Source organism: Nonomuraea sp. NPDC050451, assembly GCF_044458585.1.
In genome coordinates this window covers 206,924-219,734 of the sequence record NZ_JBITHZ010000006.1, presented here as the reverse complement: position 1 = coordinate 219,734, position 12,811 = coordinate 206,924, and the positions used below count along the sequence as shown (strand labels likewise).

Annotated in this window: 17 protein-coding genes; 12 read left to right on the top strand and 5 right to left on the bottom strand. The window is 72.1% G+C overall.

Going from position 1 to position 12,811, the window contains the following annotated elements; genetic code table 11:
* Nucleotides 1-119: 119 nt before the first annotated feature.
* The 6 genes from ACIBI9_RS21890 to ACIBI9_RS21865 all read left to right on the top strand — a co-directional run bounded on the left by ACIBI9_RS21890 (nt 120) and on the right by ACIBI9_RS21865 (nt 4,626).
* A complete protein-coding gene (locus ACIBI9_RS21890; protein WP_397223989.1) occupies nt 120-857 on the top strand; it encodes an IclR family transcriptional regulator in 738 nt (245 codons plus the stop codon).
* 14 nt (nt 858-871) lie between these two features.
* Entirely contained in the window at nt 872-1,315 is a 444-nt protein-coding gene (locus tag ACIBI9_RS21885) for a DUF4291 family protein (RefSeq protein WP_397223988.1), read from the top strand.
* Nucleotides 1,312-1,968, top strand: coding sequence for an NAD-dependent epimerase/dehydratase family protein (locus tag ACIBI9_RS21880; RefSeq protein ID WP_397223987.1), 657 nt, complete (start codon nt 1,312-1,314; stop codon nt 1,966-1,968). The genes ACIBI9_RS21885 and ACIBI9_RS21880 overlap by 4 nt, the downstream gene beginning before the upstream one ends.
* A 95-nt stretch (nt 1,969-2,063) precedes the next feature.
* Nucleotides 2,064-3,140: an LLM class flavin-dependent oxidoreductase gene (locus ACIBI9_RS21875; RefSeq protein ID WP_397223986.1), complete on the top strand. Its 1,077-nt coding sequence runs from the start codon at nt 2,064-2,066 to the stop codon at nt 3,138-3,140.
* 24 nt (nt 3,141-3,164) lie between these two features.
* Nucleotides 3,165-3,773 carry an FMN reductase gene (locus ACIBI9_RS21870; RefSeq protein WP_397223985.1) on the top strand — a complete coding sequence of 203 codons (609 nt, stop codon included), beginning with the start codon at nt 3,165-3,167 and terminating at the stop codon, nt 3,771-3,773.
* An 88-nt stretch (nt 3,774-3,861) separates the two neighbouring features.
* The gene (locus ACIBI9_RS21865) at nt 3,862-4,626 is read left to right on the top strand and encodes a chitosanase (RefSeq protein WP_397223984.1); all 765 of its coding nucleotides are present in this window, start codon (nt 3,862-3,864) and stop codon (nt 4,624-4,626) included.
* Between the two features lie 41 nt (nt 4,627-4,667).
* Here ACIBI9_RS21865 and ACIBI9_RS21860 read toward each other — a convergent pair whose 3' ends face one another.
* Nucleotides 4,668-5,579, bottom strand: a complete 912-nt coding sequence (locus tag ACIBI9_RS21860; RefSeq protein ID WP_397223983.1) for a superoxide dismutase — start codon at nt 5,577-5,579, stop codon at nt 4,668-4,670.
* Nucleotides 5,580-5,740: 161 nt separating this feature from the next.
* Between ACIBI9_RS21860 and ACIBI9_RS21855 the strand changes: the two genes are divergently transcribed.
* The 4 genes from ACIBI9_RS21855 to ACIBI9_RS21840 are packed head-to-tail and all read left to right on the top strand — an operon-like array spanning nt 5,741 to nt 8,445.
* Entirely contained in the window at nt 5,741-6,250 is a 510-nt protein-coding gene (locus ACIBI9_RS21855) for a hypothetical protein (RefSeq protein ID WP_397223982.1), read from the top strand.
* Nucleotides 6,251-6,278: 28 nt separating this feature from the next.
* Entirely contained in the window at nt 6,279-6,884 is a 606-nt protein-coding gene (locus ACIBI9_RS21850; protein WP_397223981.1) for a cyclodeaminase/cyclohydrolase family protein, read from the top strand.
* Complete coding sequence (locus ACIBI9_RS21845) at nt 6,881-7,708, top strand: bifunctional 5,10-methylenetetrahydrofolate dehydrogenase/5,10-methenyltetrahydrofolate cyclohydrolase (protein WP_397223980.1); 828 nt, start codon at nt 6,881-6,883, stop codon at nt 7,706-7,708. Before ACIBI9_RS21850 ends, ACIBI9_RS21845 begins: the two co-directional genes overlap by 4 nt.
* Nucleotides 7,709-7,719: 11 nt before the next feature.
* Nucleotides 7,720-8,445: a type 1 glutamine amidotransferase gene (locus ACIBI9_RS21840; protein WP_397223979.1), complete on the top strand. Its 726-nt coding sequence runs from the start codon at nt 7,720-7,722 to the stop codon at nt 8,443-8,445.
* Here the strand turns inward: ACIBI9_RS21840 and ACIBI9_RS21835 are convergent.
* Both ACIBI9_RS21835 and ACIBI9_RS21830 read right to left on the bottom strand, forming a co-directional pair.
* Complete coding sequence (locus tag ACIBI9_RS21835; protein ID WP_397223978.1) at nt 8,414-9,154, bottom strand: sulfite exporter TauE/SafE family protein; 741 nt, start codon at nt 9,152-9,154, stop codon at nt 8,414-8,416. The genes ACIBI9_RS21840 and ACIBI9_RS21835 overlap by 32 nt on opposite strands.
* A 9-nt stretch (nt 9,155-9,163) precedes the next feature.
* Nucleotides 9,164-10,423 (bottom strand): alpha/beta hydrolase, encoded by a 1,260-nt coding sequence (locus ACIBI9_RS21830; protein WP_397223977.1) that lies wholly within the window; start codon nt 10,421-10,423, stop codon nt 9,164-9,166.
* Between the two features lie 33 nt (nt 10,424-10,456).
* Here ACIBI9_RS21830 and ACIBI9_RS21825 point away from each other — a divergent pair, with 33 nt between their 5' ends.
* The gene (locus ACIBI9_RS21825) at nt 10,457-11,116 is read left to right on the top strand and encodes an endonuclease V (RefSeq protein WP_397223976.1); all 660 of its coding nucleotides are present in this window, start codon (nt 10,457-10,459) and stop codon (nt 11,114-11,116) included.
* 9 nt (nt 11,117-11,125) lie between these two features.
* Here ACIBI9_RS21825 and ACIBI9_RS21820 read toward each other — a convergent pair whose 3' ends face one another.
* A complete protein-coding gene (locus ACIBI9_RS21820) occupies nt 11,126-11,500 on the bottom strand; it encodes a hypothetical protein (protein WP_397223975.1) in 375 nt (124 codons plus the stop codon).
* Nucleotides 11,501-11,608: 108 nt separating this feature from the next.
* Nucleotides 11,609-12,301, bottom strand: a complete 693-nt coding sequence (locus ACIBI9_RS21815) for an NADPH-dependent F420 reductase (RefSeq protein ID WP_397223974.1) — start codon at nt 12,299-12,301, stop codon at nt 11,609-11,611.
* A gap of 84 nt (nt 12,302-12,385) precedes the next feature.
* On the opposite strand from ACIBI9_RS21815, the gene ACIBI9_RS21810 reads away from it, so the two are divergent.
* On the top strand, nt 12,386-12,727 hold the full coding sequence (locus ACIBI9_RS21810) for a winged helix-turn-helix transcriptional regulator (RefSeq protein WP_397223973.1): 342 nt from the start codon (nt 12,386-12,388) through the stop codon (nt 12,725-12,727).
* Nucleotides 12,728-12,811: the final 84 nt, after the last annotated feature.

Genomic DNA, 12,811 nt, shown 5'->3' with positions numbered 1-12,811 from the left:
CTCGGACCTGAACAGGTGGCATGACGGGTCGAGACCCGTACCCGTCACGTCCGCCGACGGCTGCAAGCTCGGTCCTTCGCGTAAGGGCGGAGAAGCCGACGCGGCGGCATGCTGTATGGATGACCGGGGAAGAACCCAGCGATCTGATCCGCAGCGTCTCCCGCGCGTTACGCGTGCTGGAAGAGGTCTCGCGTGCCGACCGGCCGCTGTCGGTCAAGGTCATCGCCCGCCGATGCGGCCTGAACCTGTCGACGTCGTACCACCTCGTCCGCACCTTGTGCTACGAGGGCTACCTGCACCGGCTGCCCGACGGCGACTACCTGCCGGGCTCGCAGGTGGCCGAGCGGTTCCACGAGATGCTGGAGTCGTTCGAGCGGCCGCCGCGCGCCTCGGAGGTGCTGCGGCACCTGGCCGACGCCTCCGGCCACACCGCCTACCTGGCCCAGCTCGCTGACGGGCGGCTGATGGTGGTGGAGGTGGCGGAGGGGCCGCGCTCGCCGTGGCTGGAGGACCTGCAGGCGGGCCTGGAGACGGCGCCGCACGCCACCGCGCTCGGCAAGGCGCTGCTGCTGTCCCTCCCACCCCATGTCCGGCGCGGCGTGCTCACCGGGTACGGCTTGCAGCGCTTCACCTCCGTGACCCCTTCCAGCGTGGAGGAGCTGGAGGAGGAGCTGGCGGGGCTGCGGCCCGGGCAGGTGGTGGAGGAGCACGGGCAGTTCAGGGAGGACGTGGCGTGCGCGGGCGCGGTCGTGCCCGGGACGCAGTGGGCGATCGGCATCTCGGCCCGCGGCCTGACCATCCCGACGCCCGCCGCCGCCCACCTGGCGCTCGCGGTCCGGGACCTGGCGGGGCCATAATCCGTTGCCCACCGGTGCGGATCTTCGCCAGGCTGGGCGGCATGAACGTGCCCTACCGGCAGATCCGTGCCGCCTACACCGGGGAGTCGATCACCGTCTATCAGGCCTACGACGCCGCCATCGCCGGGCCCGCCGTGGCGGCGCAGCGGTTCGTGGCGCCGTTCAAGCGGGAGCGGATGACGTGGATCAAGCCGTCGTTCCTGTGGATGATGTACCGGTGCGGCTGGGCGACCAAGCCCGGCCAGGAGCGGGTGCCGGCCGTCTCGCTGTCGCGGGAGGGGTTCGAATGGGCGCTGGCGCACTCCTGCCTGAGCCATGACGACCGCCGTCCCGAGTGGGCGGCCCGGGTGCGGGAGGGGCGCGCGGCCGTCGTGGGCCGCGCGGACGTGAGCGGTCTGCTGCCCGCGGAGCGGCCCTATCCCCTGCCTGACGAGATCCGAGAGACAATCGGGGCATGAGGGTGATCGTGTTCGGGGCGACCGGGATGATCGGGCGCGGAGTGCTCAGGGAATGCCTGCTCGACGAGCGGGTGGACGCCGTGCTCACCGTCGGGCGCGCCCCGACGGGGGTCGTCCACGGCAAGCTGCGCGAGATCACCCACCGCGACCTGCTCGATCTCGCCCCGATCGAGGCCGAGCTGGCCGGCTACGACGCCTGCTTCTTCTGCCTCGGGGTCTCGTCGGCGGGCATGAGCGAGCAGGACTACCGGCGGATCACCTACGACGTCACGCTGTCCGCCGGCCGCACGCTGGCCCGGCTCAACCCGGGCTCGACGTTCGTGTACGTGTCGGGCGCCGGCACCGACGCCCAGGGGCGCTCGATGTGGGCCAGGGTGAAGGGCGCGACCGAGAACGCGCTGCTGGAGCTGCCGTTCGAGGCCTACATGTTCCGGCCCGGCTACATACAGCCGATGCACGGCGTCACGTCGCGCACGCGGGTCTACCGGCTGGCGTACGTGGTGACCCGGCCGCTCTACCCGATCCTGCGGCGGCTGTTCGCGTCGGCGGTCACCACGACGGAGCGCATCGGCCGGGCCATGATCGCCGTCGCCGAGCGCGGTGCGCCCAAGCGGATCCTCGACCCGTCCGACATCAACGCGCTGGCCGCCTGACCGGTCAGCCTCCGGGAGACAATGATGGAATAACTCATCGGGGCCGCGCGCTACCGTATCCGTCAAAGATTCAACAGTCATGGATGGTGACTAAAGTGCAGTTCGGAATCTTCAGTGTGGGCGACGTGACCACTGACCCCACCACGGGCAGGACGCCGACAGAGCACGAGCGGATCAAGGCTATGGTGGCGATCGCGCTCAAGGCCGAGGAGGTCGGGCTCGACGTGTTCGCGACCGGTGAGCACCACAACCCGCCCTTCGTGCCGTCCTCGCCGACCACCATGCTCGGCTACATCGCGGCCAAGACGGAGCGCCTGATCCTGTCCACCGCCACCACGTTGATCACGACCAACGACCCGGTGAAGATCGCCGAGGACTTCGCCATGCTGCAGCACCTGGCGGACGGCCGGGTGGACCTCATGCTGGGCCGGGGCAACACCGGGCCGGTCTACCCGTGGTTCGGCCAGGACATCAGGCAGGGCATCCCGCTCGCCATCGAGAACTACTCCCTGCTGCACAAGCTCTGGCACGAGGACGTCGTCGACTGGGAGGGGCGCTTCCGCACCCCGCTGCAGGGCTTCACCTCGACGCCGCGCCCGCTGGACGGTGTGCCGCCGTTCGTGTGGCACGGCTCGATCCGCAGCCCCGAGATCGCCGAGCAGGCCGCCTACTACGGCGACGGCTTCTTCGCCAACAACATCTTCTGGCCGAAGGAGCACTTCATGCGCCTGATCCACCTCTACCGCCAGCGCTACGCGCACTACGGCCACGGCACGGCGGAGCAGGCCGTCGTGGGCCTGGGCGGCCAGGTGTTCATGCGCAAGAACTCGCAGGACGCGGTGCGCGAGTTCCGCCCGTACTTCGACGTCGCCCCCGTGTACGGCCACGGGCCGTCGCTGGAGGAGTTCATGGCGGAGACGCCGCTCACCGTGGGCAGCCCGCAGCAGGTCATCGACAGGACCCTCGAGTTCAGGGACTACTTCGGCGACTACCAGCGCCAGCTGTTCCTGATGGACCACGCGGGCCTGCCGCTGAAGACCGTGCTGGAGCAGCTCGACATCCTCGGCGAGGAGGTCGTGCCGGTGCTGCGCAAGGAGTTCGCCAAGGACCGCCCCGCCGAGGTGCCGGACGGACCCACCCACGCCTCCCGCGTCCCCGCCGTCACCGCCTGACCAACCGGAAAGGAGACCGACCAGATGAAGCTCGCCGTCGTCACGGCGGGGCTGACCCAGCCCTCCTCCAGCCGCCTGCTCGCCGACCGCCTGGCGGAGGCCGTCACGCGCCAGGCGCAGGCCGAGGTACGCGTGATCGAGCTGCGCGACCTCGCCGTGGACATCGCGAACAACTTCGTGACCGGCTTCCCGAACACCCGGCTGCGCGAGGCAATCGAGGCGGTGACGGAGGCCGACGGGCTCATCGCGGTCACTCCGATCTTCAGCGGCTCGTACAGCGGCCTGTTCAAGTCCTTCTTCGACGTGATCGACAACGGGGCGCTGGCGGGCAAGCCCGCGCTCATCGCCGCCACCGGCGGCACCGCCCGGCACTCGCTGGCGCTGGAGCACGCGCTGCGCCCGCTCTTCGCCTACCTGCGCGCCGTCGTCGTCCCCACCGCCGTGTACGCGGCCTCGGAGGACTGGGGCGGCGCGGCCGACGCCTTCACCGACGGTCTCGGCCCGCGCATCGCCCGCGCCGCCGAGGAGCTGGCCGACCTGCTGCTGCACCGCAGCCCCAAGGGGGCCGGGACCGAGGAGGAGGAAGTCGTGCCGTTCGAGCAGCAGCTGGCGGCACTGCGCCCCTTGGGTTAGTTTTCACAACATGAGCCCCATAGGTTGACTTATCGGAGTATGGTTCGTTAGGAAACTTTCCTAACCTCCTTCTCCTCCAGGGGCTCATGTGCTGACCGCCACACTCCTGACCCTCTCCCTCGCCGTCACGGGCACCGGTCCGGCCGACCTCGACGATCCGCACAAGAAGGACATCGCCATGCAGCTGGTGTCCAGCGCGGAGAACTCCTCGCTGGACTGGAAGGCCCAGTACGGCTACATCGAGGACATCGACGACGACCGCGGCTACACGGCCGGGATCATCGGCTTCTGCTCGGGCACCGGCGACATGCTGGAGTTAGTGGAGCTCTACACCGAGCGCAAGCCCGGCAACGTCCTGGCCAAATACCTCCCGGCCCTGCGCAAGGTGAACGGCAGCGCCTCCCACAAGGGCCTCGACCCGAACTTCACCAAGGACTGGAAGACGGCCGCCAAGGACACCGCCTTCCAGCAGGCCCAGAACGACGAGCGCGACCGCGCCTACTTCAACCCGGCCGTCAAGCAGGCCAAGCAGGATGGACTGCGCGCGCTCGGCCAGTTCGTCTACTACGACGCCATGGTCATGCACGGGCCGGGCAGCGACAAGCTGAGCTTCGGCGGCATCAGGAAGTCCGCCCTGGCCAAGGCCAAGCCGCCCGCGCAGGGCGGGAACGAGGTGACGTACCTGAACGCGTTCCTGGACGCCAGGAAGGCGGCGATGAAGGCGGAGGAGGCGCACGAGGACACGACGCGCGTGGACACGATGCAGCGCGTCTTCCTCAAGAACGGCAACCTCGACCTGAACCCGCCGCTGACCTGGAAGGTCTACGGCGACAGCTACACGATCAAGAAGTAGGGGCCGGACGGGCAGGGCGGCCCCCTGCCCGTCCAGGGCTGTCAGCGCTTGACGGCGACCACCGAGTACGGGGTGTCGGGGGCCGGGGTCGTCGTGAAGCGGGCGTTGGGCAGGTAGAGCCGCTTGCCGAAGGCGGCGACCGTCGTGGGGATGTCGAACCGCGGATCGGTCAGCCGTTTCACGACTTTTCCGGATGCGCCGTCGCGCGTCAGGCTGACGACGGCGATCGCGTTCAGGCGGTTCTGCACCGCGTACAGGGTCCGGCCCTCCAGCAGCAGGCCGTCGCCGTTGACGAGCGACTCGCCGCCCAGGTCCACCTCCGTGGTGACCCCGGAGGACGGGTCGGCCTCGAACAGCTTGCCGGTGTTCGACTGGACGATCAGCAGCGACTTCCGGTCGGGGCTGGGGGCGATGCCGTTGGCGTTGTTGCCGGTCGTGTACTGGATGGCGCCGGACAGCGGGATCTTGACGGCCTCGCCGGGCAGCGCGCCGCCGCGCCCGAGCTCCAGCTTGTACAGGACGGGGTTGCGGGAGTCGGTGAAGTACGCGGCGCGCCCGGTGAGGATGACGTCGTTGACGAACGCCGGGTCGGTGGTCAGCTTGTACGACTTGACGACCTCGCCCGTACGCAGATCGATCACGCGGGCGTCGCCGCCGGTGCCTCCGGCCACGAACAGCCGCCCGCGCCCGTCGGTCTTGAGCCCGAGCGAGGGCGTGCCCGGGCCCTTGCTGATGACGGACCCCTCGCCGGTCCGCAGGTCGGCCCGGTAGATGTCACCGGTCGCCCGGGAGCCGAAGTAGGCGTTCGGGCCCGGCCCGATCGCGATGCCCTCCGGCTGGAACCCGTTCGGCAGCGCGAACGTGTCGGGCTTCCCGGTGGCCTGCGCGGGCACGCCGCCGAGCAGGACCACGACGAGGGCGCTGAGTGCGGTCTTCAGGATCGCGGATCTCATGCGGCCCACGATGCCCGCGCCCGCGGCCCGGGCAAAGCCCTGAGGGCAGCCTTCACAGGGAGCTTTCAGCAAGCGGGCACGGGGCCGGGCGCGGAAGGCGACCCGCACGCCGTGGGATCGCGCGGTAGGTTGGGGCACAAGCGAACAAACGGGGTTTAGACATGTCAAACGGTGCCCGTCATGTTCTGGGAGTGGTCGCGGGACTGCTCCTCCCTCCAATCATCGCCGCGAGCCTCTGGTACGGCATCGGCGACCATCTGCTCAGATTCCAGGCGGCGTTCGAGCTGTCCTGGTTCGGGCTGTCCGCGATCGTGGCGTCGGGGATCGCGTTCGCGTTCCTGGCCGGTTCGCGGCTGTCGCCGATCGCCTCGCTGCTCGGCGGCCTGGCGTTCACCGCGCTCGGCGTCCTTCCCTTCGTGGAGCTGCGGGGCGTGCGGGTGCTGCCCGACGACTGGCTGCCGAAAGTCATGGAGGTGGGCTTCCGGACCGTGTCGGACTCGGGGGTACTGCTGTTCCTGGGGGTGGCGCTGGTGGTCGTCTCGCTGCTCCCGTCGCGGTGGCGGTCCTCGGGGAAGCAGGCCGCGTACGCGCCCGAGTACGGCCCGGCGTCCTCGCCGTACGTGTCGTACAGCGGACCGGAGGACGCCACGCGGCCGATGCACCGGGAATGAGGGAGGTCTGGCCTGGCAGAATGCCGCCATGCGCGACTCAAAGATCGTCGACTTCCTGACCGAGCTGGCCGACAGGGTGCCCGCGCCCGGCGGCGGCGCCACGGCCGCCCTGCACGCGGCGCAGGGTGCCGCGCTGCTCGGCATGGTCGCCCGCTACACGACCGGGGAGAAGTACGCCGGCCACGCCGAGACCGTCGTCGGCGTGATCGGGGAGACCGACACCCTGCGGGTTCGCGCGCTGCGGCTGGCCGAGGCGGACGCGGCGGCGTTCACCGCGGTCACGCACGCGTACCGGCTGCCCAAGGGCGAGGAGCGCAGCGCCGCCATCGCCAGGGCGCTGGCCGGCGCCGCCGAGCCGCCCGCCAGGGTGGTCGAGACCGCCACCCGGGTGATCGAGCTGGCCGAGGTGCTGCTGCCGATCTGCAACCGCAACGTCGTCACCGACGTCGCCGCCGCCGCGGAGGCCGCCCGCGCCGCGCTCACCACCGCCCGGATCAACGTCGAGGTCAACCTGTCGGGCATCAAGGACGAGCGGGTACGCGCGGAGCTGAACTCCCGTGTCTCCGGTGTGGACGCGGCCGTGGCCAGGGCAGACTGGGTGACCGCCGAGGTACGCGAGGAGATCAACCCGTGAAGACGCTGACCGGGAAAGAGCTGGCCGCCGCCATCAGGGCCCAGACGCAGGCCGAGGCCGCGGCGGGCCCGCAGCCGCGGCTGGCCGTGGTGGTGGCGACGGACGACGAGGCGAGCCTGTGGTATGTCCGCTCGATCGCCAAGGCGGCGGCCGGCGTGGGCATCGCCTGCGACCTCGTCGATCTCGGGCCCGAGGCCGCTCCCGAGCGGATCGGCGAGACGCTGACCAAGCTCAGCGCCGACGCCAACGTCCACGGCCTCATGCTGCAGACCCCGCTTCCCGCGGGCGCCTCCGCGCAGCGGCTGGCTTCGGCCATCGACCCGCGAAAGGACGTCGACGGCGCCAACCCGCTCTCGCTGGGCCGGCTCGCCGCCGGGCTGCCCGCGTTCCCGCCCGCCACGGCGGCGGCCGTGATGGCGCTGCTCGACCACTACGAGGTGGAGCTGGAGGGGCGGCGGGCGGTGGTGGTCGGACGTTCGACCGTGGTGGGCAAGCCGCTGGCCCACCTGCTGCTCGACCGGCACGCCACGGTGACCGTCTGCCACTCGCGCACCCGGGACCTGGCCTCCGTCACCTCCGCCGCCGAGGTGCTGGTCGCGGCGGTGGGCCGCGCCGGGCTGATCGGCGCCGGGCACGTGGCGCCGGGCACGGTGGTGATCGACGTCGGCACCAACCCCACGGACGACGGCGGGCTGGTCGGCGACGTGGACTTCGACGCGGTGGCCGAGGTGGCGGGCGCGCTCACGCCGGTCCCGGGCGGGGTCGGCCCGGTGACGACCGCGCTGCTGCTGCGCCACACGGCCAGGGCGGCGAACCTCCCGTGAACGCGCAGATCTTGATCATTCAGAACAGCAGGAGCGGCGGCCCCAGCCGGCTGGGCGGCTGGCTGGAGGAGGCCGGGCTGAGGCTGGACGTCGTGCTCGCCCACGAGGGCGCTCCCCTGCCCGCCCGCCTCGACCACGCGGCCATGATCATGCTCGGCGGCGGCTACCTGCCCAGCGAGGACGACCGGGCGCCGTGGCTGGCCGACGCCCGGCGGCTGGTGGGGCAGGCGCTGGAGGAGGGCGTGCCCTTCTTCGGCATCTGCCTGGGCGGGCAGCTGCTCGCGGAGGTCGCGGGCGGCGAGGTGACCGCCGACACGGGCGCGCCGGAGAACGGCAGCCTCCCGCTCACGATCCGGCCCGAGGCCGCCGGCGATCCGCTGTTCCACGGGCTGCCGGAGGTGGTGCCCGCGATCGAGCACCACAAGGACGCGGTCACCCGGCTGCCCGGCGGGGCCGTCTGGCTGGCGGAGACGAGCGCCTGCCCGTACCAGGCGTTCCGGGTGGGCGAGCGGGCCTGGGGCGTGCAGTTCCATCCCGAGGTGCTGCCAGCGCGCATCCGCGAGTGGTCGCCGGACGGGTTCGACCCCGAGGAGGTGCACGCGCGGGCGGTGGCGGACGAGCCGGTCTCCACGCCGGTCTGGCACCGGGTCACCACCCGCTTCGCCGCGCTCACCACCGCGCTCACCACTGGGGCGCCCCGGGAGGTCAGCGCGCGTAGGAGTCCCAGCCGAGCTTGACCGCCACCGCCAGGCCGCAGGCGGCCGCGAGGTAGCGCAGGCTGTTGCCCGGCAGCCGGCGCGCGATCCTGGGCCCGATCCATCCCCCGAGCAGGAACCCGGCCGCCAGCGGTGCCGCCGCGCCCCAGTCCACCGGCCCGAACAGCGCGAACCCGAGCGCCGCCACCGCGTTCGCCAGCCCGGACATCACGTTCTTCATGGCGTTCAGCTTGGCGGCCGGGTGGTCGAACATAAGGGCCAGCACCGCGAAAACCAGCAGCCCGCCGGCCGCGCCGAAATACCCCGTGTAGATCGTCACGACGAACAGCGCCACCCGCCCCAGCACGCCGTGCTCGCCGTGCGTCCGCCCCGACGGGGGTCTGACCAGCAGCAGCGAGGCCATCGCGATCAGCCACGGCGCGATCAGCTCGAACGTCCTGGCCGGGGTGACCAGCAGCAGCAGCGCGCCCGTCGCGCCGCCGATCGCGGCCACGGGGCCGAGCCTGAGCACCCGCGCGCCCTCCCCGGCCAGCTCCGGCCGCGATCCCGCGGCGGCGCCGATGCCGGTGAAGACGAGGGCGACGGTGTTGGTGACGTTCGCGGTGAGCGGGGGCAGGCCGAACGCCAGGAGCGCCGGATAGGAGACGATCGAGGCGAGGCTGACGACCGTGCTCACCACTCCGGCCGCCACCCCGACTCCGAGCAGGCCGAGCGTTTCTCCGACGATCACCCGGTTATGTTATTTGTCGTCCGTTTTATCCCCTTGAGGCGGGGCCAGCGCATGGGCGATGGCCTCGGCGGTGGCCTGCCAGATCGGGGTGGCGGGGTTGATGACGTCGAAGTGGTCGCCGGGCATCTCGAGGTAGGTCACGTCGTCGCCGGCCCGCTCGGCCGCGCGCGCGTAGCGGCGGCTGAAGTCGACCAGGTCCAGATCGTCTGCCGCGCCCTGGACGATCAGCTGGCGGACCCGGAGCGGGAGCCGGAGCAACGGCGAGGCATCCGCGTACGGCGGCGCCGCCTGGCCTTCCCCCGGCCCGGGTGCGCGCCCGCCCAGGGCGGCACCGACAGCGCCGGTCCCGACCCATCGCCGGTCGCCTTCCACAAGATCGAGCACCCCCGCAAGCGACACAGCCATCACCACCCCCACCCCACCGGCCACGCCCTCCGCCGCTCGGGCACCGCCGGCGGCACCCGCCTCACCGGCCGCCGCGTCGGCCACGGCACGGAGGGCGAGTTGGGCGCCTGCCGAGTGGCCGACGACGGCCACCCGGGTGAGGTCCAGAGCGGCCGCCGGGCTCCGGTCGGCGCCCGGCGGGAGCGCGTCCGAGCCGGCCGCCATCGTGAGGGCGGCCGTCGCCACGTCCACCGTCGCGAGGGCGGCCAGGCCCGCCGCCACGTCCGCCGTCGTCGCGTCCCAGCCGTGCAGGTCGGGCCGCCGGTACTCGAGGTTCCACACCGCGAGCCCGCGCCGGGCCAGGTCGGCGCAGAGCGGCCCCATGATGTCCGCCGCCCAGATCGACCGCCAGTATCCGCCGTGGATCAGCATCACCACGGGCGGCTCATCGGCGTCCGGAAGGTACAGCTCGCCCCACTGCTCCGGCAGCGGCCCGTACGCGATCCGCCGCGACGGATGCCGTACCCGGTGCACGGCATGGCGGATCGCCCAGGCCGGCCCGCTGATGCCGCGCCCGTGGAGGTGAGTGGCGCCCTTCCCGGCCGTCACCCCGTCGGCGCGCTCGACGTCCACCCAGACCACCGCCCCGAGATCGCGCCCGATCAGCGAGCGCACCTCGGCCGAGGGCCCCGGCAGCACGACCGCGCAACCCGCGCCGCCCGGCGAGGACGGCGAGGACAGCAGCGAGAGGACGTGAGAGGCGTCGCGGGCGTGGACGAGCGTCCCGGAGACCCCCGCGGCGGCGAACTCGCGGGCCGCGATCTCCTCCAGCAACCCATCGTCGGCCACCAGGCCGGGACCGACGATCACCAGCACCTCGATCATGAGCCAGACCTTACGCGTAATAGCTTAGGCCGGGTGCAGGTAAAGCAGCTTCACCCATGGCCCACCACCACCGCCGAGGCCGAGGCCGTCCAGGACCGGCTCCGCGGGCGCGTCGAGCTCACCGGCCCCACCGACTTCTCCCTGGTCGCGGGCCTGGACGTGCACTATCACGGCGACGACGCCCTCACGGCCGCCGTGGTCGTCCTCGACGCCGGCACGATGGCGACGGTGGAGGAGGTGACGGTGCGCGGCCGGGTGGCGTTCCCGTACGTGCCGGGGCTGTTCGCCTTCCGGGAGCTGCCCGCCCTGGTGGAGGCGCTCGAACGGCTCACGGTGACGCCCGACCTGCTGGTCTGCGACGGGTACGGGCTGGCGCACCCGCGCGGCTTCGGCCTGGCCTGCCACCTGGGCGTGCTGACCGGCCTGCCCGCGCTCGGCGTGGGCAAGACGCCCTTCGTCGGCACGCACGAGCCGCCGGGGCCGGAGCGCGGCGACTGGGCGCCGATCGTCCACGAGGGCGCCGTCGTCGGCCGCGCGCTGCGCACGCAGCGGGAGATCAAGCCGGTGTACGTCTCCCAGGGCCACCGCATCTCCCTGGACACGGTCACCGACCAGGTCCTGCGCCTCGCCCCCAGCTACCGCCTCCCCGACCCGATCCGCCGCGCCGACCACCTGGCCCGCCACCCCGGCTGATCCGCGCCGTCACGCCGGGCGCCAGGCCCAGACGAGGAGCCAGACGCTGAGCCCGAAGAGGGTCATCCCGAGCGGTACGTGCACCGCCAGCACGCCCGAGCCGCCCAGGGCGGACTGGGCGAAGCCGAGCAGCAGCACCGCCAGGCCGACCAGCGCGGGCCAGCCCGGCCCCCGGCCGGGCCGCCACAGCAGGACGGCCGCGACGAGTTGCAGCAGCCCCAGCACGTGCACGGCGAGCGCCCCCATGCCGTGCGAGCCCGCCCCTCCCCCGCTCATCAGCTGCCCTGCCGTGACGGCCTGCGCCAGGACGGACAGCGTGTTGAGGACGACGACGGCCTTGAACGCGGTCACGTACCCGTTCCCCTTGGCGACCTGGGTTACCACTGCATCTCTCCCCTTCGACCTCGTTTGCGGTCTCCCAGGATCGTGCCGGGCCCGCCGGAGGGCATCCGCCGCTCGTCGTCATCCCCGATACACCGACGGTCGTATGGCCTAGACGCCCGAATAGGCCACCGGCGGGAGCACGGCCTGGGCGTCGGCGCCGCCGAACCAGAGCCCGATCATGAACGCGGCCGTCGCCTCCAGCAGCGTGGCCCGGTCGAGCCCGCCGCCGTCCACCGGGGTGCAGCCGAGGTCGGTGACCAGCGTGCGCACCGCGGCCAGGGCGGCCGGGTCGTCACCGCACAGCGGCACCGCCAGCGGCCTGCCGTCGAACACCGGTGGCGTCAGCCGCCACACGTCCACGTGGCACAGGTTGAACGCCTTCACCACGTGCCCTCCCGTGAGGTCGCGGATCAGCGGGGCGATGGGGCGGTTGGGGTCGTACGGGCCCTCGGCGTTGGCCACGTCGATGACGGGCTTGCCGCGCAGCGCGGCGCCGGCGGACTCGAGCACGCCGGTCAGCCCCGCCTGCCTGACGGCCACCATCACGACCTCACCGAACGCCGCCGCCTCCGCCCAGCTCCCGGCCCGCACCCCCACCACCTCGGCCGATGTGCGCGCCACCCGAGCCTCCGTGCCGGCCGCGTCGGCCCGCGTGCGCGCCGCCTCGGCGGTCATCGCCGCCGCCCGGGTCGCGCTCGCCGAGGCGTCCCTGCCGCTGATCATCACCTCGTGCCCCGCCCTGGCCCACTGCGTGCCCAGGGCGTCCGCCATGCCGCCCGCCCCCAGGATCCCGATACGCATGTTCGTCCTCCGTCGCATGAACTGGTAAGTAGAAGGACTGTAGAAAGCCCGTCACACACCATTTGGTGCCTAACGGAGGCCTCGTTGGGGTTCATCGCCGACTGCCAGGCCCGGCTGGCCTTCGACCTGCTGGCCAACACCTGGAACGCGGTCGTCCTGTGGGCGCTGCGCCACGGCCCGCGCCGGCCGGGGCGGCTGCGCGAGGAGATCGGCGGCATCAGCACCAAGGTCCTCACCGAGACGCTGCGCCGCCTGGAGTTCAACGGCCTGGTCACGCGCCGCACGTACGCCGAGGCCCCGCCCCGCGTCGAGTACGAGCTGACCGACCTCGGCCGCACCCTCCTCGGCCCGATCGAGGCGTTCGGGGCGTGGGCGCACGACCACGGCGACGAGGTCATGGCCGCGCAGGACCGCTGGGAGTCGTGAGAGCTTTCTAATATACGTAGCGTTACTGGATCACTACCCTGGGTAGCTAGACGACGGTTGTTCATTACCGTCTCCCAGGAGGTT

Excerpts from the sequence above, each read along its gene's own strand:
- ACIBI9_RS21890 (WP_397223989.1), top strand. The coding sequence starts at position 120 with ATGACCGGGGAAGAACCCAGCGATCTGATCCGCAGCGTCTCCCGCGCG.
- ACIBI9_RS21880 (WP_397223987.1), top strand. The coding sequence starts at position 1,312 with ATGAGGGTGATCGTGTTCGGGGCGACCGGGATGATCGGGCGCGGAGTG.
- ACIBI9_RS21870 (WP_397223985.1), top strand. The coding sequence starts at position 3,165 with ATGAAGCTCGCCGTCGTCACGGCGGGGCTGACCCAGCCCTCCTCCAGC.
- ACIBI9_RS21860 (WP_397223983.1), bottom strand. The coding sequence starts at position 5,579 with ATGAGATCCGCGATCCTGAAGACCGCACTCAGCGCCCTCGTCGTGGTC.
- ACIBI9_RS21855 (WP_397223982.1), top strand. The coding sequence starts at position 5,741 with ATGTCAAACGGTGCCCGTCATGTTCTGGGAGTGGTCGCGGGACTGCTC.
- ACIBI9_RS21850 (WP_397223981.1), top strand. The coding sequence starts at position 6,279 with ATGCGCGACTCAAAGATCGTCGACTTCCTGACCGAGCTGGCCGACAGG.
- ACIBI9_RS21830 (WP_397223977.1), bottom strand. The coding sequence starts at position 10,423 with ATGATCGAGGTGCTGGTGATCGTCGGTCCCGGCCTGGTGGCCGACGAT.
- ACIBI9_RS21815 (WP_397223974.1), bottom strand. The coding sequence starts at position 12,301 with ATGCGTATCGGGATCCTGGGGGCGGGCGGCATGGCGGACGCCCTGGGC.